Genomic DNA, 20,636 nt, shown 5'->3' with positions numbered 1-20,636 from the left:
CCTGAACTTTTCCGGGGAGCTTGGCGTGCTGCGTCGCCTCAATACGCTCGAAACGCGCCTGGCGCTACTGCTGTTCCTCGCCTATGTCTCCGGCGCGCTGATCTTCATCGGCGTGACGCAATGGCCGTTGCCGATGATCCTCCAGTGGATCCGGCAGGACCTGGGCGTCACCCTTGAAACACCGGCGCACATGAGTGTGTGGACGGGTTTGCTGGTGAGCGCCGGCATTGCCCTGTTGCTGTCCATTTTCCTGGCGGATCGCGTCATGAGTCCGCTCAACCGGCTGCTGCGTGCGCTGGAAGGCGCCGTCACCAGCTATCGCGATGGTGACTTCAGCTTTTCGATCGCCGCGACGCGCACCGATGAACTGGGCAAGCTGATCCGCATGCACAACGCGCTGGGCCAGACCCTGCGCGAGCAGCGCCAGCATCTGGCACAGCGCGAGCTGTTGCTCGATACCGTCGTGCAGAACACACCGGTGGCCCTGGTGCTCACCGATGCGAGCGGGCGCGTCACCTACGCGAATATTGCCGCGCGCCATCTTTTCAATGAAGGCCGCACGCTGCACGGCCTCGACTTCAACGAGCTGATCGAGACGTCGCCGGAAGCCCTGCGCCGCGCGGTGAAGAGCGGTGAAGACGCCTTGCTGACCGTCGAGATGGATGGCAGCGAGGAAACGTTCCATCTGTCCCAGCGTAGTTTCCGGCTGCAGGGCCGGCCGCATCGCCTGCAGCTGTTCCGGCGCATGACGCGCGAACTGTCGCGCCAGGAAGTGGCGACGTGGAAGCGCGTGATCCGCGTCATCAGCCACGAGCTCAACAATTCGCTTGCGCCGATTTCCTCGCTGGCGCACTCGGGCGCCGAGCTGGCGCGACGCGGCGATACCGCGCGATTGCCGGGCGTGTTTGCCACCATCAGTGAGCGCGCAAAACACTTGCACGGGTTCATTGCCGGCTACGCCAGTTTTGCGAAGTTGCCCGCGCCGCAGCCGGTGGAAATCCGGTGGCAGCCATTCCTTGAAAGCCTGGCCTTGCATTGCCGCTTCATCCTGACCGGAAGCCTGCCGGAGCAAAACGGCTGGTTCGATGCCGGGCAGATCGAGCAGGTACTGATCAACCTGGTGAAGAACGCCCACGAATCCGGCAGTGCCGAAGACGGCGTCAGTATTTCACTGGCCGTGATCGGCCGTGATGTGCGCATCGAGGTGGCCGATCGCGGGCCGGGCATGAGCGAAACCGTCCTCGCGCAAGCCTTGTTGCCGTTTTACTCGACCAAGCGTTCGGGTACCGGCCTGGGGTTGGCGCTGGCGCGGGAAATCACCGAGGCGCACGGCGGCCGCATCACGCTGGCCAATCGCGAAGACGGCGGTCTGCGGGTCAGCTTGCTGCTGCCTCTGAAGCAGGCCTGAGACCGGGCACGGCGGACCATACGGCCGCGTTCTTGCGTCCGACATGAAAGCCTAACGCTGATATTCGCGGGACTCGCCTATACTCCGCCTGCCATCAGAGACAGGAGTCAGGGGAATGGGTCAGTTGCTTGCGTTGGTTGTCGTCATTGCTGTCGTCATCGTGCTGTCGAAACTGGTGCGCATCGTGCCGCAGGGCTACGAGTGGACCGTGGAACGCTTCGGCAAATACACGCGGACGCTGACGCCCGGATTGCATTTCCTGATTCCCATGGTCTACGGCATCGGCCGCAAGATGAACATGATGGAGCAGGTGCTGGATGTCCCCTCGCAAGACGTCATCACCAAGGACAACGCCGTGGTGCGCGTGGACGGCGTGGTGTTCTACCAGGTGCTCGATGCGGCCAAGGCGGCGTATGAAGTTGCCAACCTCGAACAGGCAGCGCTGGCGCTGGTGATGACCAACATCCGAACCGTGCTCGGTTCGATGGACCTGGATGAATCGCTCAGCCAGCGTGACGCGATCAATGCGAAGCTGCTGAACGTGGTGGACGAGGCGACCCATCCGTGGGGCGTCAAGGTCAACCGCATCGAGATCAAGGACATTGCGCCGCCGCGCGACCTGGTGGATTCCATGGCGCGCCAGATGAAGGCCGAACGCGAAAAGCGCGCGCAGATTCTCGAGGCGGAAGGTCTGCGCCAGTCGGCGATCCTTCGTGCCGACGGCGAAAAGCAGTCGACGATCCTGGCAGCCGATGGCAAGAAAGAGGCCGCTTTTCGTGAGGCCGAAGCGCGCATCCGTCTGGCCGAGGCCGAAGCGCAGGCGACCAAGCTGGTGTCCGACGCCATCGCGAGCGGCGACGTCAACGCGCTCAATTACTTCGTGGCCAACAAGTACGTCGAGGCGCTGAAGGAAATGGCGCATTCGCCGAACCAGAAGATGCTGCTGTTGCCGATGGAAGCCACCGGCGTACTCGGCTCGCTGGCAGGCATCGCCGAACTGGCCAAGGAGTCACTGTCCCAGCAGCAGGAGACGACGGCCGCGCGTCGCGCGCCGCCGCGTTGAGTCTTCGCGTCTGGGAAGGGGGCGGCGCGAGCCGTGGACACGAACACATGCGGAGCGTTTCATGTTGAACGACCTGGGCTTGCACTATCTGTGGTGGATCCTGGCCCTCGTGCTGATTGCAGCCGAGACCCTGTTGCCGGGCTATTTCCTGTTGTGGATCGGCATTGGCGCGGCGTTCACGGGCCTGGCCATGCTGGTCTTGCCGGGCCTGGGGCTGCTGACGCAGGCCGTGCTTTTCGGCGTCTTCGCCTTCCTGTCCTGCGCGGGCTATTGGTACCTGGTACGACCGCGCCTGCAGGCACGCGAACCGGGCGATGCGCGCCTCAACCGCCGTGGCGAACAGAGCATCGGCCAGCATTACGTGCTCGCGGAAGCCATCGTCAATGGCCGCGGCCGTGCCCGCGTGGGCGACACGCTTTGGACCGTGAGCGGACCGGACCTCCCCGTCGGTGCGACGGTGGAAGTGGTTTCGGTGGATGGCAACACGCTCAGGGTGAAGGCGCCCGGGTGAGCATGGGTTCCCGGTCTGGACGGCCAAACGTATTCAAGCCGCGGCGATCCGGGTAAGAATGCGCCATGAGTTTGCCCAGCACCTCCACGCCATCGTCCTTGCCCACCGCGCCCACTGTGGCGAAGGTGACGTCGCAGTTTGCGACGACGGCACTCAATACCCGTATCGCCTTTCTGGTTGAGCTGGCGCGACGGCTCCATCAGTACGGCACGTCCGCGCCGCGCCTGGAAATGGCGATCTCTGGCTCGGCGCAGCGGCTGGGCATGACTGCCGAGGTCTGGTCGAGCCCGACGGCGCTGATCATCTCCTTCGCGGACATGGGGCAGGGTGACGAAGGTATCGCGCAGGTGACCCAGGTGATGCGTCTGTCGCCTGGTGACGTCAATCTGGCGCGCCTGTGTCAGGCCGATCAGATCGCGGACCAGGTGATTGCCGGTGAACTGGATATGCGCGAAGGCTTTCGCCTTCTTCGCGAGCTGGGCAGGCCTGACACGAAACGCGAGCAGGCTGGCGTCATCGCAAGCTATGGTCTGGCATCCGCCAGCGTGGTTGCCCTGCTGTTGCACAGTGCCTGGCCCGACCTGCTGACGGCCGCCGTCATCGGCCTGATTATCGGCACGATTACCGTGCTCTCGGCGACGCGGCCACGACTGGCCGTGGCCAGCGAGGCGATCAGTGCGCTGGTGGGTACCGTGTTCGCGATCATGGTCAGCGCGTTCGTGATTCCGCTGGCGATCAAGTCGGTGGTTCTGGCGAGCCTGATCGTGCTGTTGCCCGGTATGGCGCTCACGACGGCCGTACGCGAGATTTCGAGCCAGCATCTGGTGTCTGGCATGGCGCGCATGGGTGGCGCGGTTGCAACCTTGCTGAAACTGACCTTCGGCACGGTGGCCGGTACCCAGTTGTGTGCGGCTTTCGGCATCTACCCGCGCGACTTCCTGCTGCCGCCGCTGCCCGCGTGGACGGATTATCCGGCGCTCATCGTGGCGGCATTCGCCTTCGCTGTTGCCTTCCGTGCAGCGCGGCGGGACTGGCTGGTAGTGATGGCGGCGGTCGTGCTCGGATATCTCGCGACCCGCTGGGGTGGTGCGATTTCCGGCGCGTTGCCGGCGGCGCCTTTCGGTGTGTTCCTCGGCGGCTTCATGCTCAGCGCGCTGGCGAATGTCTATGCGCGCTATGCGCATCGACCAGGCGCGGTGATTCGCGAGCCGGGCATCATCCTGCTGGTGCCCGGAAGCGTGGGTTTTCGCAGTGTGTCCTATCTGTTGGAACGCGACGCCTCACTCGGGCTGGATACGGGCGTCCTGCTGGTAACGCTGCTGATTTCACTGGTAGCGGGTCTTTTGTTCGGTGATCTCATGGTGCCGCCACGTCGTTCGCTGTGATCGCAAACCGGATGTCCGGATGCGAAAACGCCGGCTTCATGCCGGCGTTTTCGCAATCCTGATTGGCGGAAGTCAGATCAGGAGATCCTTTTCCTTCTTGCCGCCTTTCAGTGCGTCGTTGAACCAGCGCGGACGCTTGCCACGACCGGACCAGGTTTGTTCCGGCAACGCCGGATTGCGGTACTTCGGCGGAACGATGCCGCCGGACTTGCGTACCTTGACGCGACCCTGGCCGAAGATGTCCTCGAATGTATAACCCTCGGCCTTGATCAGGGCGTGGATTTTCTCACGCAGCTTGGACACCTTTTCCTTGCGCAGTTCCTGCTGGCGGACGGTGGCTTTGTTGATCAGGTCATTGAGCTGGTTGTGATTGAGATTCTTGATGTCTACTGCCATGACTATCTCCCGGGAAGTCCATGAGCCAATGCGTGAAAATATATTCTTTAAACTGGTTACAGCGTCTAATGGCTCTGCGATTCTGTACGAATGAAACCGCAATTGCAAAGTAGCCTGCTAATACCGGGGATTATGATTGTCTTAACTTTCTCGGATATTTCCAATTAATGACCGGAAAGCGAGAATGAGTGCAAGATTAATAATGTCGTATTTTGGATATGAAAACGGCCGCATTATGCGGCCGTTTCCTAACGGGATTTCCGAATCAAGCCTGGGCGAGCATTAGGCGGTCGGATCGAGAATCGAGAAAAGCTCGTCGCGCGTAATGGCGCGCGCTTCGGCTTCGTCGCGGGCGCGATATTCCAGCGTGCCGGCAGCCAGGCCACGCTCGCTCACGACCACGCGATGCGGGATGCCGATCAGTTCCATGTCGGCGAACATCGCACCCGGGCGCAGGCCGCGATCGTCGAGCACCGACTCCACGCCACGCACGGTCAGTTCGCGGTGCAGGGATTCGGCGGCTTCGGCAATCTCGGGGCTGTTCTTCGGATTGATGACGCAAACGGCGACGCGCCAGGGCGCCATCGCTTCGGGCCACACGATGCCGGCGTCGTCGTGGCGCTGTTCGATGGCGGCCGCCACGATGCGGCTGACGCCGATGCCGTAGCAGCCCATCGTCATGACCTGCTTCTTGCCCTGCTCGTCGAGGACCGTGGCTTCCATCGCCTGGGCGTACTTCTGGCCGAGCTGGAAGACGTGGCCCACTTCGATGCCACGGGCAAAGCGCAACGTGCCCTGGCCGTCCGGCGAGGCGTCGCCTTCGACCACGTTGCGGATGTCTTCCACGCGCGTCATGCGCGCGTCGCGATCCCAGTTGGCGCCTACGTAGTGCGTGCCGTCGGCGTTGCCGCCGCAGACGAAATCGGCGAGCAGGGCGGCATCGCGGTCGACGATGACCGGAATGTTCGCCGGCAGACCGACCACGCCGATGAAGCCGGGACGGGTGCCGGTGGCGGCGAGGATCTCTTCTTCGCTGGCGAGCACGGAGTCGCCCGGCATTTCGGCCAGCTTGCCGGCCTTCACCAGGTTCACTTCGTGGTCGCCGCGCAGGCACAGCGCCACCAGGCCTTCGCTTCCGCGTACCAGCAGCGTCTTCAGGCACTGCTGCGGGCTGACCTTGAGGAAAGCGGCCACGTCTTCAATGGACTTCTGCGTGGGCGTATCGACGCGCTGCAATTCAGCGGTGGCGGCGGGGCGCGTGCCGCTCGGCGCGAGTGCCTCGGCCTTTTCGATGTTGGCCGCGTAATCCGAACCGTCCGAGAACGCGATCGCGTCTTCACCGGAATCAGCCAGCACCTGGAACTCGTGGCTGGCATTGCCGCCAATCGCACCGGTATCCGCCTGCACCGCGCGGAACTTCAGGCCCAGGCGCGTGAAGATGCGCGTGTAGGCCTGGTACATGGCGTCATAGGTCTGCTGCAGGGATTCCTGCGACAGGTGGAAGGAGTAGGCGTCCTTCATGATGAATTCGCGCGCGCGCATCACGCCAAAGCGCGGGCGGATCTCGTCGCGGAACTTGGTCTGGATCTGGTAGAAGTTGACCGGCAGCTGCTTGTAGCTCTTCAGCTCGTTGCGCGCGAAATCCGTGACGACTTCTTCGGCCGTCGGCGCGTAGCAGAACGACTGCTCCTTGCGATCCTTCAGCTTGAGCAGCTGATCGCCGAACTTGTCCCAACGGCCGGATTCTTCCCACAGCTCCTTCGGCTGCACGGTCGGCATCAGGATTTCAATGGCGCCGGCGCGGTTCATTTCTTCGCGAACGACGTGCTCCACCTTGCGCATCACGCGCAGGCCCAGCGGCGCCCAGGTGTAAAGACCGGCGGCCAGCTTGCGGATCATGCCGGCGCGCAGCATCAACTGATGGCTGGCGATCTCGGCATCGGCGGGGACTTCCTTGACGGTGGCCAGGTGGAATTGGCTGAGGCGCATGGGGCGGGGTTCCGGCGTCGAAAGATGCCGATTATAGCCGGTGGGGTGCGCCGGATTGCGGCGCGTGCGCAAGGAATGGCCGCCTTGCCATTCCCTGCGCCACCGTGGACCTTACTTGCCGGAGCAGTACTGCTTTTCTTGTTCCTCGGCCAGCGCGATCTGGTTGATTCGCTGAGCGTCGTCGACGGTCTTCTGCTGGCCGTTCTCCTGCAGGAGCAGCGGTTGCTTGCCGCGCAGCATGGCCAGGTTCTCGCGGAGGTTGGCGCAGAGCTTCTGGCGATTCTCCGGGGTATCGGACATCGGCTTGGCTTCCGCCGGCCTGGCATCGGCCCTGGCCGTACTGGTGGCCGGCGGCGGCGTGGCGGGCGTGCCGGATGTCGGGGTGCCCGAGGCCGTGTTCATGCGCTTGAACTTGGTGCCGGCCGGCGGCGGGTTGTCCGAGTAATGGACGGTGCCGTTGGCGTCGGTCCATTTGTACGCCTGGGCCATGACGAGCGGGGCAAGCAACAACAGGGCGGCGGCGGTAAGCAGGCGGCGCATGGGGGTCTCCGGCAGGTCCTGAAAGATGGCGCCCTTGTTAACACCGCGTCGAGCGGGACTCAAGGGACGCACTTCATGGTTCTTCAAAGGTGCCATCCCGGTCGCGGAAAGGGAGGGGCCGGGCTGCCCCGGGCGATGGTTTACACTGGGCGCATACCGCCACGGATTGCTTCATGAGCGAGAGCACCACCGCCCGCCCGCCCCGACATCGGGGTATCTACCTGTTGCCGAACCTGGTGACCACCGGGGCTATGTTTGCCGGTTTCTACGCCATCGTGGCGAGCATCGGCGGCAATTACAGCGATGCGGCCATTGCCGTGTTCGTAGCCGCGTTGCTCGACGGCATGGACGGTCGGGTGGCCCGGGCCACTGGCACGCAAAGCGAATTCGGCGTCCAGTACGACTCCCTTTCTGACCTGGTGAGCTTCGGCCTGGCGCCGTCCCTGGTCATGTACAACTGGTCGCTGTCGACCTTGAAGGACTTCGGCCCCACCTGGGGCAAGATCGGCTGGGCCGCCGCCTTCATCTATGCAGCCTGCGCCGCCCTGCGCCTGGCGCGGTTCAACACCCAGGTCGGCGTGGTCGACAAGCGCTACTTCCAGGGCCTGGCCAGTCCGGCCGCGGCGGCGGTGTGCATGTCCTTCGTCTGGTCGATGGACAAGTTCGGCATCATTGGCGAAGAGGTCTGGTACATCACCCCGGTGTTGGCGGTGGTGGTGGGCCTGCTGATGGTCAGCCGCTTCCGTTACTACAGCTTCAAGTCGCTGCCGATGGGCGACCGCGATCGCGTGCCCTTCCTGTGGATCATCGTCGCGGTGCTGGTGCTGGTGCCGTTCGTGATCGACCCGCCGCGGGTGCTTTTCGTGGTATTTACGCTGTACCTGTTGTCCGGACCCGTGATGACCCTTTGGGGGCGTGCCACGCGTCGCCGTCGCCGCACGCCCGCATGAATGCCATGAACGCAGCTCCCGTCGATCAGCGAACCCGTGCCCTTCGTGCGTTGGGCGTGACGCCGTGGGTGTTGCGGACTGCCGTTCCGGCGGACGACGTGCCGGCGCCCGGACCCGCGGCCGCCGTCGTCGAGGCTGCGCATGGTGACTGCGTCGTGTTGCTGCCGGCCGGCAGCGATCCACGCGCGCTGGACGTGCTCAGCCGCGCCTTGCATGCGTGCGGGGCCGTCGTCGCTCGCGCGGCTCGCCTGGAAGTGCGTGAAGGAAAGCTCCCCTCCGTGCCTGCCGCCAAAGCTTATCTGGCCTTCGGCGAAGCGCAGGCACACGCCCTGGGACGTGAACTCCCGGCGGCCTTGCTGCAGCAGGCGCACATCGTGCTGGCGGACGAACCCGCTGCGCTGGTAGGTTCGCCGGCCGCCAAACGCCGGCTGTGGAATGCGCTGCGCACGCTTCGCCGCGCTCTGGCCAGGCAGACCGACTGATGGTGGCGGTAGCCCGACCGCAGGCCGAAATCCGGGCCATGCGCAAGGAAGACCTTCCCGGCGTGGCCGCCATGGAAACCGCGTCCTACGAATTCCCCTGGACCCTGGGCATCTTCGCGGACTGCCTGAAGGCGGGGCATCCGTGCTGGGTGCTGTGGGTGGGCGAGGACATGGCCGGATACGGCGTGCTGTCGGTGGCAGCGGGCGAAGCCCATGTGCTTAATGTCTGCATCGGTCCCGGCTATCGCGGTCTGGGACTGGGCCGTCACCTGCTCAAGCGCCTGCTCGACATCGCGCGCTGGCACGGCGCGCAGCGCGTGTTCCTGGAAGTGCGTCCGTCCAACGACACGGCGCATAAGCTCTACGACTCGATGGGTTTCACCGAGATCGGCCGGCGCCCGCGCTATTACCCGGCCCACGATGGCCGGGAAGACGCGATCGTCATGGCGCTCGATGTTCCGTCGGCCCGAGAGGGCGGCCTCGGTTCATGACCTATTCGGTAGCGGCAAGCGCCGCTGCCAGGGCGGGGTCTTCGCCACGACGCAGCTGCTCGGCGCTTGTTACCAGACGAAGATCCGGCTCGATGCCCACGCCTTCGAACTTCGAGTCGTCGCCAAGCAGCATGCGCTTGGCGCCGATGCGCATGCTCATGCCGTTGCCGAAATCGATGCTCCTGGGTTGGCCCGAGGAGCCGTAGGTCGTGTCGCCGATCAGCGTCGCGCGTTTCGTCGCCCTCAGCGGCATGACGAAGTCTTCGCAGGCCGAGGCGCAGTTCTGGTCGATCAGCACGATGAGCTTGCCGGTGTAGACCGGCTTGCCGGGGCGTACGAGGGCACCGGGTGCGTAGAGCATCGGACGACGGAAATAACTTTGCATGCCGTCGGCGAAACCATGGAACTCCGCATCGTCCTTGACCGACACCTGGTCGACAAAGGCGCCGTACGTCTTGAGTAGCCCCACCGACATGGCCGACATCTCGGCCCAGCCGGTGTATGGCTTCACGATCAGCGCATCGAGCAGTTTTGCCGGCGTATTGCCGCCGCCGTTGCCGCGCACATCGATGATGAGAGCCTTCGCGTCGGCATGGGCCTGCACGAAGGCGATAGCGTCATTCTCGAACTTCGGCTGGCCGAACTGCGGAATGCTGGTGTAGTAAACGCCTTCGGGAAGTTGCTTCGGCACCGGTGGTTCGTTCCAGAAACCCGGCTTGTCCTTGCGATTGAGTGTGACGGTGCGCCCGTCGCCGAGCCCCAGCTTGAACTGCATGGGGAAGAACTCGGGGATGTTGAAGAGCTTGCCGCGTCTTGCGCGTTCGGTCGAGGCGGCGATGGCGTCGCGGTGTTTGGCGTAGAAGGTCTCGATCGGCTCGCCATCGACGCTGGTGATCACCGATCCGGCCGGCACGGACGCGCGCTGTGAGTTGATCACCAGCCACTGGCCGTCGCGTACATCGATGGCCAGGCCCGTAGCTGGCCCGGATTGCTGGCTGAGCCACTTGTCGCGGAAGTTGGTGTGGCCATTGCCGAGTTTGGCGATCAGCGTCATGGTCGCCAGATCGAAGGCGCGGCGATCGTCCGTTCGGGCGATCTGCGTCACGTACTCGTCGAACGCCTTGTCGAAATCGAGCTCCGGCACGGCCTGCCAGTGTGCGAAATACGTCGCTACCGATTCTTTGATCGTCGCGGCGACGCGCATGCGCGTTTCGATCGAGACGTGTGCGGCATCAGGGCCGAAGTCCGTCGTTTGTGCCTGCGCAGAAGCGCCCAAGGCGGTGGCAAGCAAGGCAACGGCCAGCGTCGAACGTGTGAAAGCGGACTTCATGTCGTACTGCTCCCCCGATGATGTCAGGAGAGCAGCTTACGCAGGATCGCGTTGACGGACATGGGACATTCGTCCGGGTGAAGGCCGGCACTGGCCGGCCTTCGTCGATCAGCCGAGCTTGGTCGACTGATCCCGCAATGCCGTCAGCTGGGTGCCCCAGTCGGCGATGCGCTGGCGCTCCTGCGCGACGACTTCCGCCGGCGCGTTGGCCACGAAGTTCGCGTTGCTGAGCTTGCCTTCGCACTTCTTGATCTCGGTTTCGATGCGGGCGATCTCCTTGGCGAGACGCGCCTTCTCGGCACCAAGATCGATCAGTCCGGCCAGCGGAATCAGCACGCGCAACGAACCGACCACGGCGGCTGCGGCTGCGGGTTCATCGGCACCGGATTCGATCCACTGCGGTGCCTCCACGCGGGCGAGGAAGCTGATCTGCGTGGCGAACTTGGCGGTGCGGGCACGATCGCTGGCGTCGCCGTCGGCGAGCAGCAGCGGGATGACCTTGCCCGGCGCGATGTTCATCTCGGCGCGGATACGGCGAATACCGCTGAGCACCTGCTTGAACCATTCGATTTCTGCCGTGGCGGCATCGTCGCTGGCGATCTCGCTGGCTTTGGGCCACGACTGGCTCAGGATGCCGTCGGCCGCGATCCCGAGCTTCGGTGCCACCGACTGCCAGATCTCTTCCGTGATGAACGGAATGATCGGATGCAGGGCGCGCAGCACGGCCTCGAGCACCACCACCAGCGTGTGACGGGTGGAGGCAGCGGCTGCCGCATCGTCGCCATTGAGCGCGGGCTTGGACAGCTCCAGGAACCAGTCGCAGTACTCGTTCCAGACAAACTCGTACAGCGCCTGCGCGAGCATGTCGAAACGGTAGGTGACGAAGTGCTGTTCCACCTCGACCAGCGTCTGCCTGAGGCGCGTGAGAATCCAGCGCTCGGCTTCCGTCACGGGCGCGCCCGCCGGTGCCGGCAGCTCGCCTTCGGGCAGGTTCATCAGTACGAAGCGCGCGGCGTTCCACAGCTTGTTGCAGAACGCCTTGTAGCCTTCGGCACGCTTGATGTCGAAGTTGATCGTGCGGCTGTAGCTGGCGAGCGCGGCGAAGGTGAAGCGCAGCGCGTCGGTACCGATCGCCGGAATGCCGGCCGGGTAATCCTTGCGGATGCGCTTTTCGACTTTCTCGCGCACCTGCGGAATCAACAGCGACTTCGTCGACTTGGTGACCAGCGGCTCCAGCTCGATGCCGTCGATGAGGTCCAGCGGATCAAGGGTGTTGCCCTTGGACTTGGACATCTTCTGGCCTTCGGCGTCGCGCACGATGGCGTTGATGTACACCTCGCGGAACGGCACCTTGCCGGTGAAGTACTTGGTCGCCATCACCATGCGCGCGACCCAGAAGAAGATGATGTCGAAGCCGGTGACGAGCACCGCGCTGGGCAGGAAGATCTTGTCCATCTCCCAGTTCGCGACGACTTCACCGCGCTCGTTCGTCACCGGGCCGTTGGCCGGCCAGCCGAGCGTGGAGAAGGGCCACAGCGCGGAGCTGAACCAGGTGTCGAGCACGTCTTCATCCTGGCGCAGTTCGCCCACCGGCGTGATCGTGGCGTGCGCACGCGCATCGGCTTCGTCTTCACCGACGAAAATGTTGCCGGCTTCGTCGTACCACGCCGGGATGCGATGGCCCCACCAAAGCTGGCGGCTGATGCACCAGTCCTGGATGTTGTCCAGCCACTGCGTGTATGTCGTGGACCAGTTTTCCGGCACGAACTTGATCTCGCCGCCGCGCACGGCATCCAGCGCCGGTTCGGTGATGGCCTTGCGACCGCCGGGGCGGCCGTCCTTCTGGACGTCCGAAGTGAGGTCGACGAACCACTGGTCGGTCAGCATCGGCTCGATCACGGCGTCCGAGCGCTGGCTCACCGGCACCTGCAGCTTGTGCGGCTTGGTTTCAACCAGCAGCTCCTGCGCTTCGAGGTCGGCGAGCACCATCTTGCGCGCGTCGTAGCGATCCAGGCCCTGGTACTTCGCCGGTGCGTTGCCGTTGACCTTGGCGTCGAGCGTGAAGATCTCGATGGGCGGCAGGTTGTGGCGCTGGCCGATGGCGTAGTCGTTGAAGTCGTGCGCGGGCGTGATCTTCACGCAGCCGGTGCCGAACTCGCGATCGACGTAATCGTCGGCGATGACGGGAATCTGGCGACCGCTCAACGGCAGGTCGAGCATCTTGCCGATCAGGTGCTGATAGCGCTCATCTTCCGGATGCACGGCTACGGCGACGTCGCCCAGCATGGTTTCCGGACGCGTGGTGGCGACGACGAGGCTTTCGTCGCTACCGCTCACCGGGTAGCGGATGGACCACAGGTGGCCGTCGCGCTCGACGTTGTTCACTTCGAGGTCCGACACGGCCGTCTGCAGCGCCGGATCCCAGTTGACCAGGCGATTGCCGCGATAGATCAGGCCCGCGCGATACCACTCGACGAACACCTTGCGCACGGCCGAGGACAGGCCCTCGTCCATGGTGAAACGCTCGCGCGACCAGTCCGCGGCCACGCCCAGGCGACGCATCTGGTTGGTGATGGTGGAGCCGGATTCTTCCTTCCACTGCCAGACGCGCTCGACGAAGGGCTCGCGGCCCAGGTCATGGCGCGATTTGTTCTCGGCGCCGAGCTGGTTCTCCACGATTTTCTGCGTGGCGATGCCGGCGTGGTCGGTACCCACCTGCCACAGCGTGTTCATGCCACGCATCCGCTGGTAGCGGATCAGCATGTCCATCACCGTCTGCTGGAAGGCATGGCCCATGTGCAGGGTGCCGGTGACGTTCGGCGGGGGCAGCAGGATGCAGTAGGGCTCGCCACGACCGGACGGCTGGAAATCTCCGCTGGCTTCCCAGCGGCTGTACCACGTCGACTCGATCTGGCGGGGCTCGAAACTCTTGTCCATGGGGGCTCGCAATGGCGCGCGCCCGGGAAACGGGCGCGGAAGGGGCGTCAAAGGAGCAATTGTAAGGGGAGGGGGGCGAGGGTGCCAAAACATCCGGGGTCGCCGGGGCGCAAAGCCTGCGGCGGACCCGTTGGTGAGGGCGATCGCCCGTCCCCGGTGCGTCAGGCCGGCTCGAGCATCGCTTGCCCGGCCGGGGGCGCCTCGAACTGCCGGGCCTGTCGATGGGCGACCTCGCCGACGACGTGCGCGAAGACCAGTGTCACAGCCAGATTCAGCACGCAGGCGGCCAGCTGCATGGCATTGGCCTGCAGCAGGGCCGGCAGGTCGCTCGCCCCGCGAGTCCAGGCACCCGCGAGATAGCCGGTAAATGCGCCGGCAAGCCACAGCCCCCACCAAATGCGCAGCGTGGGCGCAGGTGCGTCCGGGTTCCAGTTCAGGCCGTCGAGGCTGGCCTGCCAGATTTCGGCCATGCTCCGGTAGGGCATGACGAGATTGGCGAACGGAACGCAGTACCAACCCACGCACCATCCGGGGGTGAAGTTCAGTCTCTTGACGCCCTGGGCCCGGAGATTGGCATGGGCGCGATAGAGCCACGTGCCGGCCACCACGTAGGTGGAAAGCAACACCAGGATGAAGATGACGGCCAGCATGCCGACGATCGCATCGCTCTGATGCGCCGAGGCGACCACCAGGTCGCGCGTTTCGGCCGTCATCGCTTCCACGTTATGGAGCACGGCTCGCTCGTGGTGGTGCGCGGCCATCCGCGCCAGGTCGATGGCGACCAGAAAGAACAACAGGCCACGCAGCAGGCGAGTGCGCGACCGCAGGCTGCGGTAGTCGTAGGACTTCATGGTTTTCCCCCTTGGTGAGGGCACTATTTCATGCCGTCAAAGGGGATGTCGAGCGCGCCTGCGATCAGCCGACCGGTTCACCGCCCCAGCTCACCGGGTCGACATCGTCCACGGTCTGCGAAAACGTCCATCGGTGGCCGCCCGGGTCACGCACGGAATACTGGCGCTCACCGTAAGGAAAGGTCTCCGGCGGCCCGGCCACGTCGGCACCGGCCGCGGTGACGCGCGCGTAATGCGCGTCGACGTCATCGACGCGCAGCATCACCGAAAAGGAGGGGCGCGGCTTCGGCGCGGGCGAACCCGCGTCGGAAATCACCAGGTCGGCATTGCCGAACTGCATCTGGATGCGGTGGTCGGCAATGCGCAGGCGCTCGCGCAGGCCGAACACGCGAACCAGCCACGCGGCGGCCTCCGGAACATTGTCGTAGCCGAGCACCGGGATGACGGTGCTGGCCGGCATGGAACGGTTGCTGCGCATCGCTGCCTCCCGACGGCAACGATGCCGCCCATCAAGACCCGCGAATCGTACGCCCGTAGGCGTGCACTTCGTCGACCAGCACCTTCACATGGTCGGGCTCGACTTCCGGCGTGATGCCGTGGCCGAGGTTGAAGATGTGGCCCGGATGGTTGCCGTAGCTGTCCATCACGGCGCGTGCTTCGCGGCGGATGGTGTCGGGATTGGAGCGCAGCACCGCCGGATCCAGGTTGCCCTGGAGTGCGACGCGGCCGTTGACGGCGCGGCGTGCATCGGCGAGATCGACGGTCCAGTCCACGCCCAGGCCGGCGCAGCCGGTGTCGGCCATGGCCGACAGGTGGCCATCGGCGCCCTTGGAGAACAGGATCACCGGCAGCTCGCGTGCATGGGCGTCGGCCTTGAGGGCCTCCACCACCTGTTGCATGTAGCGCAGGGAGAATTCGCGATACGGCGCCGGGCCGAGCATGCCGCCCCAGGTGTCGAAGATCATCAGGGCCTGGGCGCCGGCGGCGGCCTGGGCCGCCAGATAGGCCGCGACCGAGCGCGCGAGGACATCGAGCAACTGATGCGCCATCGCCGGTTCGTTCCAGCACATGGCCTTGAGCGTGGCGAAATCGCGCGAGCCGTGGCCTTCAACCATGTAGCAGGCGAGCGTCCAGGGGCTGCCGGAGAAGCCGATCAGCGGCACGCGACCGTGGAGTTCCTTGCGGATCACGCGCACGGCGTCCATCACGTAGCGCAGCTCGCCTTCCATGTCCGGCACGCCGAGCTTGTCGATGTCAGCCTTGGTGCGCACCGGATGCGCGAACTGCGGACCTTCGCCCTGGGCGAAGCTCAGGCCCAGGCCCATGGCGTCCGGCACCGTCAGGATGTCGGAAAACAGGATGGCGGCGTCCAGTTCGAAGCGCTCGAGCGGCTGCAGCGTCACTTCGCAGGCCAGCTCCGGATTCTGGGCGAGGGCCATGAAACTGCCGGCACGCGCACGGGTGGCGCGGTACTCCGGCAGATAACGGCCGGCCTGGCGCATGACCCAGATGGGCGTGGTGTCGGTGGCCTCCATGCGCAGCGCGCGCAGGAAGCGGTCATTCTTGAGGATCTCAGTCATTTCAACGTCCGAACGGGCCATCCAGGCCCTGGCTGAACATCAGGCGGTAACCGCGCTTCAACTGCGCGTCACGTGCCTTTTCGAAGGCTGCCATGGCGTCGTCCCGCTCCAGGAACTGCTCGCGCTTCATGGAGACGCGGCCGCCCTGCACGCCTGATTCGCGGTACAGGGTCCAGCCGCCGAGCAGATCCTGCTCCAGCACGATCTGCACGTAGCGGGGCGCTTCGCTGGAGGTCGGTGCGGTTTGCAGATAAAGGCGCATGGACAGGCGTCATGGAAGTGCGGCACGGCGCCGCAAGGGGGCCATTCTAGGTGGCCTGCCCTCGGGTAGCGAGTGCAGGGGTGACGCAGGGGGCGCCATGGCGCTCAGGCTCAGGTGTCGATGGCAGCCTTCAGCGTGGAAAGCACGGCGTCTTCCTGCACGCCGCCGACGATTTCGGCCCGGCCGATCCCGCGCCACAGGATAAGCCGCAGCATGCCGGCGGTGTTCTTCTTGTCCAGGCGCATCAGAGCCAGCAGCTGCTCCGGCGCCATGCCGGCCGGAATAGCCGTTGGCAAACCCAGCACGGTGAGCAGGCGAAGCAGGCGCGCGGAATCGGCGCCGCCGCTCATGCCCAGTCGCTCCGACAGCTGCGCGGCCAACACCATGCCGACAGCGACACCTTCGCCATGTAGCAGCGTCTTGTACTTGCCGGCCGTCTCCAGCGCATGGCCGAAAGTGTGGCCGAGATTGAGCAGGGCGCGCTCGCCTTGCTCGGTTTCATCGCGTGCAACCACGCCCGCCTTGTAGCGCACCTTGCGCGCGATGGCTTCGATCAGTGTCGTGCTGTCGCGCGACGCGATCGACGCCGCGTGCTGTTCGAGCCATTCGAAAAAGGGCAGGTCACCGATCGCTGCGCCCTTGACGACTTCCGCCAGCCCGGCGCGGTATTCACGATCCGGAAGCGAAGCGAGCGTGTCGATATCGGCGATGACGGCACGCGGCTGATGGAAAGCACCGACCAGGTTCTTGCCGGCCGGGAGATTCACGCCCGTCTTGCCGCCGACTGAGGAGTCGACCATCGACAGCAAGGTCGTCGGCATCTGGATGAAGTCGATGCCACGCATCCAGCATGCCGCGGTGAAACCCGCCAGGTCGCCAACCACGCCGCCGCCCAGCGCAATCACGCAGGCATCGCGCGTGGCGCCCAGCAGGGACAATGCGTCCAGCGCGCGGCCGACGTTGTCGAACGTCTTGTGCGCTTCACCGTCGTCCAGCAGGAACGACGACCAGCGCAGGCCGTCCAGCCCCTTGGCCACGCGGTCGAGATACAGCGGAGCTACCGTCGTATTGCTGATGACCAGCGCATGGCGGCCGCGCAACGCCGCGCGCCAGCGGGCCGTGTCCTCAAGGAGGCCGGGACCGATCCAGACGGGGTAACTGCGCTCGCCGAGCGCGACATCGATGGTGGTGATCATGGGGATGACTCGTGGGCAACGGGGTCGCGTTGCCAGGATTGATCGATTAGCGCGATGCAGCGTTCGCTGACTCGTGGCAGGTGGTCATCTTCGCCAGGAAGCATCAGTTCGGCCACTTCGGCGTAGAGCGCCGTGCGCACCTGCGCCATGGCCTCGAGGCGGGCGCGGCGGTCGTCGACAGCCAGCAGCGGGCGGGTGCGGTCGCGCGCCAGGCGCTCGAGTTGCTGGTCCACCGTCACGGGCATCCACAGCACGAAGCCGCGGTCGCGCAGGTGGCGACGGTTGGCGACATCGAGTACGGCGCCGGCGCCGGTGGCCATCAACACGCCGCGCCGGGCGCTCAGTGCTTCGAGCAGTTCGCTTTCGCGACGGCGAAATCCTTCTTCGCCCTCCATCGCGAACACCGTGTTCACGTCGGCACCACAGCGTTCTTCAATTTCCTGGTCGAGATCGACGAAAGCCAGCCCATAATGCGCGGCGAGGCGACGTCCGATCGTCGTCTTGCCGGCGCCGGTTGGCCCGACGATGAACAGGTTGCAGGAGGGATTCATATGGCGACTTTAGCAGCAGGCCACGCATGACCGAGCGCGTTTTACTTGCCGGATGCGGCGATCTGGGCCTTCGCGTGGCCGCGCGCCTGCAGGATCGCGGCCATGAAGTGTGGGCTTTGCGACGGTCGCCGCGTGAGGACCTTTCCGAAGGCATACGCTGGCTGCGCGGTGATCTGACCGCGCCGTCGACGCTGGCGGGCTTGCCCGTCGGCTTCACCCAGGTCGTGTACTCGCCGACGCCCGGAGCACGCGAGGAGGCGGCTTATCGCGCCGTCTTCGTCGATGGTTTGCGCCATCTGGTGGAGGCGGTGGCAACGAAGGACGTGAAGCGCTGGCTGTTCGTGTCCTCCAGCGCGGTGTACGGCGAGCATGGCGACGCCTGGGTCGACGAAACCACGCCGACCGATCCGCCGGGCTTCAATGGGCGGATCCTGCGGGAAGCCGAGCAGTGGCTGGCTTTGCAAGGCCTGCCTGCCGTGTCGATGCGACTGGCCGGGATCTACGGAGCGGGCCGCACGCAACTGCTTGATCGCATCAGGGCCGGCGTGGCGCGGGTGCCGCGTGGGTCGCCCCACTGGTCCAATCGAATCCATGCCGACGATGCCGCGGCGGCCATCGCGCATGTGTTGTCCTTGCCTGAAGTCGACCCGCTTTATCTGGGCGTGGACGACACACCCTTGCCGATGGACGTGCTCTATGACGCACTGGCCGACCTGATGCACGTGCCGAGGCCCGCTGAAGGTCCCGCACCCGCGGGCATCGGCAGCAAAAAGTTGAGCAATGCGCGACTTAAGGCCACCGGTTTTCGTTGCCAGTGGCCGGATGCACGCGAGGGTTATCGCGCGCTCGTGTAGGCTCGGCGCAATCCCAAGGAGGAACGACATGGCCAACCGCATTTCCCCCACCATGGTCAGCACCAGCAACGAAGTGCCCGGCTTCCGCATCGTGCGGCCGATGGGCATCGTGCGCGGCATTACCGTGCGATCGCGCAGCGTCATCGGCAATTTCGGCGCCGCGCTGCAGACGCTGGTTGGCGGCAATATCACCATCTACACGGAGCTGTGCGAAAAAGCGCGCGAAGAAGCTTTCGAATTGATGCTGCAGCACGCCGCCGAACACGGCGCCAACGCGGTGATCGCCATGCGGTATGACGCCAACGACGTCGCCGAAGGCGTGACCGAGGTGCTGGCTTATGGAACGGCGGTGGTCGTGGAGCCCATCACCGGCTGACGGTGACGGGACTCGCCGACTCAGAAGTGGCTCAGCCCGGTGACATGCCGCTGCGTGTCGTATTCCACGCAACTGTCGGCCTGCGCCGGCAAGGTGGCCAGGGCATGGCGGCTGAGTCGCTCGAAGTGGGCGAGAAAGCGAACCATGGCCTCGGCGTCCATGGCGAGCGGGGCGTGCCGGGCCAGCAGCTCGGCCTCCTGCTGACTGCGCCACTTCTGCACGACAGCCCAGTCTGGCGCCTGCAACACCACCAGGGCGTCGAGCTTGCGCCATAGCGGCTGGTAGCCGCGCAGCTGCTTGTTGACCCAGTGGCGCCAGGTTCCCTCGGGGTCCTCGGTGCGTTCCAGGTCGTTGACCGGCACGTCCAGCTGCGCCTGGGTCTGCGGCTTGATGCCCAGGGCCCAGCCTTCGAGGATGACCAGCTTGGGCGGACGGGTGACCTTGGGCCAGCGCGACGGGGGCATGCGGGTATCGCGGCCCTTGTCGAAGCGGGGGTAGGACACCGGGAGTTTGTCCGAGGCCTGGGGCAGGGCGGCGAGCACCGACATCAACAACTCGATCTCGTGCGTACCGGGCACGCCGCGGGTCCGCAGGAGGGGGTGAACCTGCTGCGCGAGCACCTCGCGCTCACTCCGGCTGTAGTAGAAATCGTCCAGTGAGAGCACTTCCGTGGGCAGGCCCCGGGCTTCGGCCTGGGCTTTCAATTCGCGGGCGAGGGTGCTCTTGCCACTCCCTTGCAAGCCGGAAATTCCCAACAAATACGGGCGCTTGGATCGCGCTATGCGTCCGGCGTACTGGTCGAGCAAGAGGCCCGCCAGGGCCGAATTCTGCGTGCTAGCATCATTAACCATGCGCGCCATGATGGCGCGAGGCGGCCACGATTCAAGACCCATGTTGAAACAAGAGATCCTCGACACGTTTTTGCAGCTTCTGGAAGAGGCCCGTACGGGCGGCGATCCCGAACCCACCGCGATGAACCTGGCAACCTGCGACGGCGCGGGCCGGGTGAGTGCGCGCATCGTCCTGCTCAAGGGGGCCGACGAACGCGGCCTGCGCTTCTTCACCAACTACGAAAGCGACAAGGGCAGCCAGCTCGACGCCCATGCCCAGGTCGCCCTGTGCTTCCACTGGAAGCAGTTGCGCGAAGGCGTCCAGGTCCGGGTCGAAGGGACGGCCCGCAAGCTGGTGGCCGAAGAGTCCGACGCCTACTTCGCCAGTCGACCGCGCGGAAGCCAGATCGGCGCCTGGGCCTCCTTGCAGTCCCAGACCTTGCCGGACCGCGAAACCTTCGAACAGCGCCTGGCCCGGTACGAGCACGAATTCGAGGGCCGGGACGTGCCTCGCCCTCCGCACTGGGGTGGCTTCGTCGTCGAGCCGGACATGGTCGAATTCTGGTACGGCGCCGAGTTCCGCTGGCATGAGCGCGTCCGCTGGAGTCGCCACGGCCAGACCTGGACGCATCGCCTGCTGTATCCCTGAGGATC

Annotated in this window: 22 protein-coding genes; 10 read left to right on the top strand and 12 right to left on the bottom strand. The window is 65.1% G+C overall.

Features of this window, described 5'->3' with window-relative positions; genetic code table 11:
- Positions 1 to 25: 25 nt before the first annotated feature.
- From EYV96_RS08675 to EYV96_RS08660, 4 genes are all read left to right on the top strand, one after another.
- Positions 26 to 1,408, top strand: coding sequence for a sensor histidine kinase (locus EYV96_RS08675; RefSeq protein WP_131151026.1), 1,383 nt, complete (start codon positions 26 to 28; stop codon positions 1,406 to 1,408).
- Positions 1,409 to 1,523: 115 nt separating this feature from the next.
- Complete coding sequence (locus tag EYV96_RS08670) at positions 1,524 to 2,471, top strand: SPFH domain-containing protein (protein WP_131151025.1); 948 nt, start codon at positions 1,524 to 1,526, stop codon at positions 2,469 to 2,471.
- A 61-nt stretch (positions 2,472 to 2,532) separates the two neighbouring features.
- Positions 2,533 to 2,982: an NfeD family protein gene (locus EYV96_RS08665; protein ID WP_205746113.1), complete on the top strand. Its 450-nt coding sequence runs from the start codon at positions 2,533 to 2,535 to the stop codon at positions 2,980 to 2,982.
- 65 nt (positions 2,983 to 3,047) lie between these two features.
- Positions 3,048 to 4,367 (top strand): threonine/serine exporter family protein, encoded by a 1,320-nt coding sequence (locus EYV96_RS08660; protein ID WP_131151024.1) that lies wholly within the window; start codon positions 3,048 to 3,050, stop codon positions 4,365 to 4,367.
- A gap of 72 nt (positions 4,368 to 4,439) precedes the next feature.
- On the opposite strand, the gene EYV96_RS08655 is transcribed toward EYV96_RS08660, so the two are convergent.
- From EYV96_RS08655 to EYV96_RS08645, 3 genes are all read right to left on the bottom strand, one after another.
- Positions 4,440 to 4,763, bottom strand: a complete 324-nt coding sequence (locus tag EYV96_RS08655; RefSeq protein WP_131151023.1) for an H-NS histone family protein — start codon at positions 4,761 to 4,763, stop codon at positions 4,440 to 4,442.
- A gap of 282 nt (positions 4,764 to 5,045) precedes the next feature.
- Positions 5,046 to 6,752 (bottom strand): proline--tRNA ligase, encoded by a 1,707-nt coding sequence (locus EYV96_RS08650; protein ID WP_131151022.1) that lies wholly within the window; start codon positions 6,750 to 6,752, stop codon positions 5,046 to 5,048.
- A 111-nt stretch (positions 6,753 to 6,863) separates the two neighbouring features.
- A complete protein-coding gene (locus EYV96_RS08645) occupies positions 6,864 to 7,292 on the bottom strand; it encodes a DUF4124 domain-containing protein (protein ID WP_131151021.1) in 429 nt (142 codons plus the stop codon).
- A 173-nt stretch (positions 7,293 to 7,465) separates the two neighbouring features.
- Between EYV96_RS08645 and pssA the strand changes: the two genes are divergently transcribed.
- The 3 genes from pssA to rimI are packed head-to-tail and all read left to right on the top strand — an operon-like array spanning position 7,466 to position 9,215.
- Positions 7,466 to 8,242, top strand: coding sequence for a CDP-diacylglycerol--serine O-phosphatidyltransferase (gene pssA / locus EYV96_RS08640; protein ID WP_131151020.1), 777 nt, complete (start codon positions 7,466 to 7,468; stop codon positions 8,240 to 8,242).
- Positions 8,243 to 8,247: 5 nt separating this feature from the next.
- Positions 8,248 to 8,724 (top strand): P-loop NTPase family protein, encoded by a 477-nt coding sequence (locus EYV96_RS08635; protein ID WP_338068490.1) that lies wholly within the window; start codon positions 8,248 to 8,250, stop codon positions 8,722 to 8,724.
- Entirely contained in the window at positions 8,724 to 9,215 is a 492-nt protein-coding gene (gene rimI, locus EYV96_RS08630) for a ribosomal protein S18-alanine N-acetyltransferase (RefSeq protein ID WP_131151018.1), read from the top strand. The genes EYV96_RS08635 and rimI overlap by 1 nt, the downstream gene beginning before the upstream one ends.
- A 1-nt stretch (position 9,216) precedes the next feature.
- On the opposite strand, the gene EYV96_RS08625 is transcribed toward rimI, so the two are convergent.
- The 8 genes from EYV96_RS08625 to EYV96_RS08590 all read right to left on the bottom strand — a co-directional run bounded on the left by EYV96_RS08625 (position 9,217) and on the right by EYV96_RS08590 (position 17,922).
- Positions 9,217 to 10,545: a S41 family peptidase gene (locus EYV96_RS08625; RefSeq protein ID WP_131151017.1), complete on the bottom strand. Its 1,329-nt coding sequence runs from the start codon at positions 10,543 to 10,545 to the stop codon at positions 9,217 to 9,219.
- 108 nt (positions 10,546 to 10,653) lie between these two features.
- Complete coding sequence (locus tag EYV96_RS08620) at positions 10,654 to 13,482, bottom strand: valine--tRNA ligase (RefSeq protein WP_131151016.1); 2,829 nt, start codon at positions 13,480 to 13,482, stop codon at positions 10,654 to 10,656.
- Positions 13,483 to 13,643: 161 nt separating this feature from the next.
- On the bottom strand, positions 13,644 to 14,333 hold the full coding sequence (locus tag EYV96_RS08615) for a DUF4328 domain-containing protein (protein ID WP_131151015.1): 690 nt from the start codon (positions 14,331 to 14,333) through the stop codon (positions 13,644 to 13,646).
- 64 nt (positions 14,334 to 14,397) lie between these two features.
- On the bottom strand, positions 14,398 to 14,811 hold the full coding sequence (locus EYV96_RS08610; protein ID WP_131151014.1) for a VOC family protein: 414 nt from the start codon (positions 14,809 to 14,811) through the stop codon (positions 14,398 to 14,400).
- 31 nt (positions 14,812 to 14,842) lie between these two features.
- A complete protein-coding gene (hemE, locus tag EYV96_RS08605; RefSeq protein ID WP_131151013.1) occupies positions 14,843 to 15,913 on the bottom strand; it encodes a uroporphyrinogen decarboxylase in 1,071 nt (356 codons plus the stop codon).
- A 1-nt stretch (position 15,914) separates the two neighbouring features.
- Complete coding sequence (locus tag EYV96_RS08600) at positions 15,915 to 16,175, bottom strand: WGR domain-containing protein (RefSeq protein ID WP_131151012.1); 261 nt, start codon at positions 16,173 to 16,175, stop codon at positions 15,915 to 15,917.
- Between the two features lie 110 nt (positions 16,176 to 16,285).
- Complete coding sequence (gene aroB / locus EYV96_RS08595; protein WP_131151011.1) at positions 16,286 to 17,371, bottom strand: 3-dehydroquinate synthase; 1,086 nt, start codon at positions 17,369 to 17,371, stop codon at positions 16,286 to 16,288.
- Positions 17,368 to 17,922: a shikimate kinase gene (locus EYV96_RS08590; RefSeq protein ID WP_131151010.1), complete on the bottom strand. Its 555-nt coding sequence runs from the start codon at positions 17,920 to 17,922 to the stop codon at positions 17,368 to 17,370. The genes aroB and EYV96_RS08590 overlap by 4 nt, the downstream gene beginning before the upstream one ends.
- A 26-nt stretch (positions 17,923 to 17,948) precedes the next feature.
- Here EYV96_RS08590 and EYV96_RS08585 point away from each other — a divergent pair, with 26 nt between their 5' ends.
- Both EYV96_RS08585 and EYV96_RS08580 read left to right on the top strand, forming a co-directional pair.
- Entirely contained in the window at positions 17,949 to 18,776 is an 828-nt protein-coding gene (locus EYV96_RS08585; RefSeq protein WP_131151009.1) for an NAD-dependent epimerase/dehydratase family protein, read from the top strand.
- A gap of 28 nt (positions 18,777 to 18,804) precedes the next feature.
- Positions 18,805 to 19,152, top strand: coding sequence for a YbjQ family protein (locus EYV96_RS08580; RefSeq protein ID WP_131151008.1), 348 nt, complete (start codon positions 18,805 to 18,807; stop codon positions 19,150 to 19,152).
- 20 nt (positions 19,153 to 19,172) lie between these two features.
- On the opposite strand, the gene EYV96_RS08575 is transcribed toward EYV96_RS08580, so the two are convergent.
- Positions 19,173 to 20,003, bottom strand: coding sequence for a kinase (locus EYV96_RS08575; RefSeq protein WP_131151007.1), 831 nt, complete (start codon positions 20,001 to 20,003; stop codon positions 19,173 to 19,175).
- Between the two features lie 40 nt (positions 20,004 to 20,043).
- Between EYV96_RS08575 and pdxH the strand changes: the two genes are divergently transcribed.
- The gene (gene pdxH / locus EYV96_RS08570; protein ID WP_240732379.1) at positions 20,044 to 20,631 is read left to right on the top strand and encodes a pyridoxamine 5'-phosphate oxidase; all 588 of its coding nucleotides are present in this window, start codon (positions 20,044 to 20,046) and stop codon (positions 20,629 to 20,631) included.
- Positions 20,632 to 20,636 lie beyond the last annotated feature (5 nt).

Source organism: Dyella terrae, from assembly GCF_004322705.1.
In the GTDB taxonomy this organism is placed as follows: domain Bacteria; phylum Pseudomonadota; class Gammaproteobacteria; order Xanthomonadales; family Rhodanobacteraceae; genus Dyella_D; species Dyella_D terrae.
This window is presented reverse-complemented; position numbering and strand designations above follow the sequence as displayed.

What these genes read in the sequence shown, in the direction of transcription:
- EYV96_RS08670 (WP_131151025.1), top strand. Translation starts at nt 1,524, where the DNA reads ATGGGTCAGTTGCTTGCGTTGGTTGTCGTCATTGCTGTCGTCATCGTG.
- EYV96_RS08665 (WP_205746113.1), top strand. Translation starts at nt 2,533, where the DNA reads ATGTTGAACGACCTGGGCTTGCACTATCTGTGGTGGATCCTGGCCCTC.
- EYV96_RS08660 (WP_131151024.1), top strand. Translation starts at nt 3,048, where the DNA reads ATGAGTTTGCCCAGCACCTCCACGCCATCGTCCTTGCCCACCGCGCCC.
- EYV96_RS08655 (WP_131151023.1), bottom strand. Translation starts at nt 4,763, where the DNA reads ATGGCAGTAGACATCAAGAATCTCAATCACAACCAGCTCAATGACCTG.
- EYV96_RS08650 (WP_131151022.1), bottom strand. Translation starts at nt 6,752, where the DNA reads ATGCGCCTCAGCCAATTCCACCTGGCCACCGTCAAGGAAGTCCCCGCC.
- EYV96_RS08645 (WP_131151021.1), bottom strand. Translation starts at nt 7,292, where the DNA reads ATGCGCCGCCTGCTTACCGCCGCCGCCCTGTTGTTGCTTGCCCCGCTC.
- pssA (WP_131151020.1), top strand. Translation starts at nt 7,466, where the DNA reads ATGAGCGAGAGCACCACCGCCCGCCCGCCCCGACATCGGGGTATCTAC.
- EYV96_RS08635 (WP_338068490.1), top strand. Translation starts at nt 8,248, where the DNA reads ATGAACGCAGCTCCCGTCGATCAGCGAACCCGTGCCCTTCGTGCGTTG.
- rimI (WP_131151018.1), top strand. Translation starts at nt 8,724, where the DNA reads ATGGTGGCGGTAGCCCGACCGCAGGCCGAAATCCGGGCCATGCGCAAG.
- EYV96_RS08625 (WP_131151017.1), bottom strand. Translation starts at nt 10,545, where the DNA reads ATGAAGTCCGCTTTCACACGTTCGACGCTGGCCGTTGCCTTGCTTGCC.
- EYV96_RS08620 (WP_131151016.1), bottom strand. Translation starts at nt 13,482, where the DNA reads ATGGACAAGAGTTTCGAGCCCCGCCAGATCGAGTCGACGTGGTACAGC.
- EYV96_RS08615 (WP_131151015.1), bottom strand. Translation starts at nt 14,333, where the DNA reads ATGAAGTCCTACGACTACCGCAGCCTGCGGTCGCGCACTCGCCTGCTG.
- EYV96_RS08610 (WP_131151014.1), bottom strand. Translation starts at nt 14,811, where the DNA reads ATGCGCAGCAACCGTTCCATGCCGGCCAGCACCGTCATCCCGGTGCTC.
- hemE (WP_131151013.1), bottom strand. Translation starts at nt 15,913, where the DNA reads ATGACTGAGATCCTCAAGAATGACCGCTTCCTGCGCGCGCTGCGCATG.
- EYV96_RS08600 (WP_131151012.1), bottom strand. Translation starts at nt 16,175, where the DNA reads ATGCGCCTTTATCTGCAAACCGCACCGACCTCCAGCGAAGCGCCCCGC.
- aroB (WP_131151011.1), bottom strand. Translation starts at nt 17,371, where the DNA reads ATGATCACCACCATCGATGTCGCGCTCGGCGAGCGCAGTTACCCCGTC.
- EYV96_RS08590 (WP_131151010.1), bottom strand. Translation starts at nt 17,922, where the DNA reads ATGAATCCCTCCTGCAACCTGTTCATCGTCGGGCCAACCGGCGCCGGC.
- EYV96_RS08585 (WP_131151009.1), top strand. Translation starts at nt 17,949, where the DNA reads ATGACCGAGCGCGTTTTACTTGCCGGATGCGGCGATCTGGGCCTTCGC.
- EYV96_RS08580 (WP_131151008.1), top strand. Translation starts at nt 18,805, where the DNA reads ATGGCCAACCGCATTTCCCCCACCATGGTCAGCACCAGCAACGAAGTG.
- EYV96_RS08575 (WP_131151007.1), bottom strand. Translation starts at nt 20,003, where the DNA reads ATGGTTAATGATGCTAGCACGCAGAATTCGGCCCTGGCGGGCCTCTTG.
- pdxH (WP_240732379.1), top strand. Translation starts at nt 20,044, where the DNA reads ATGTTGAAACAAGAGATCCTCGACACGTTTTTGCAGCTTCTGGAAGAG.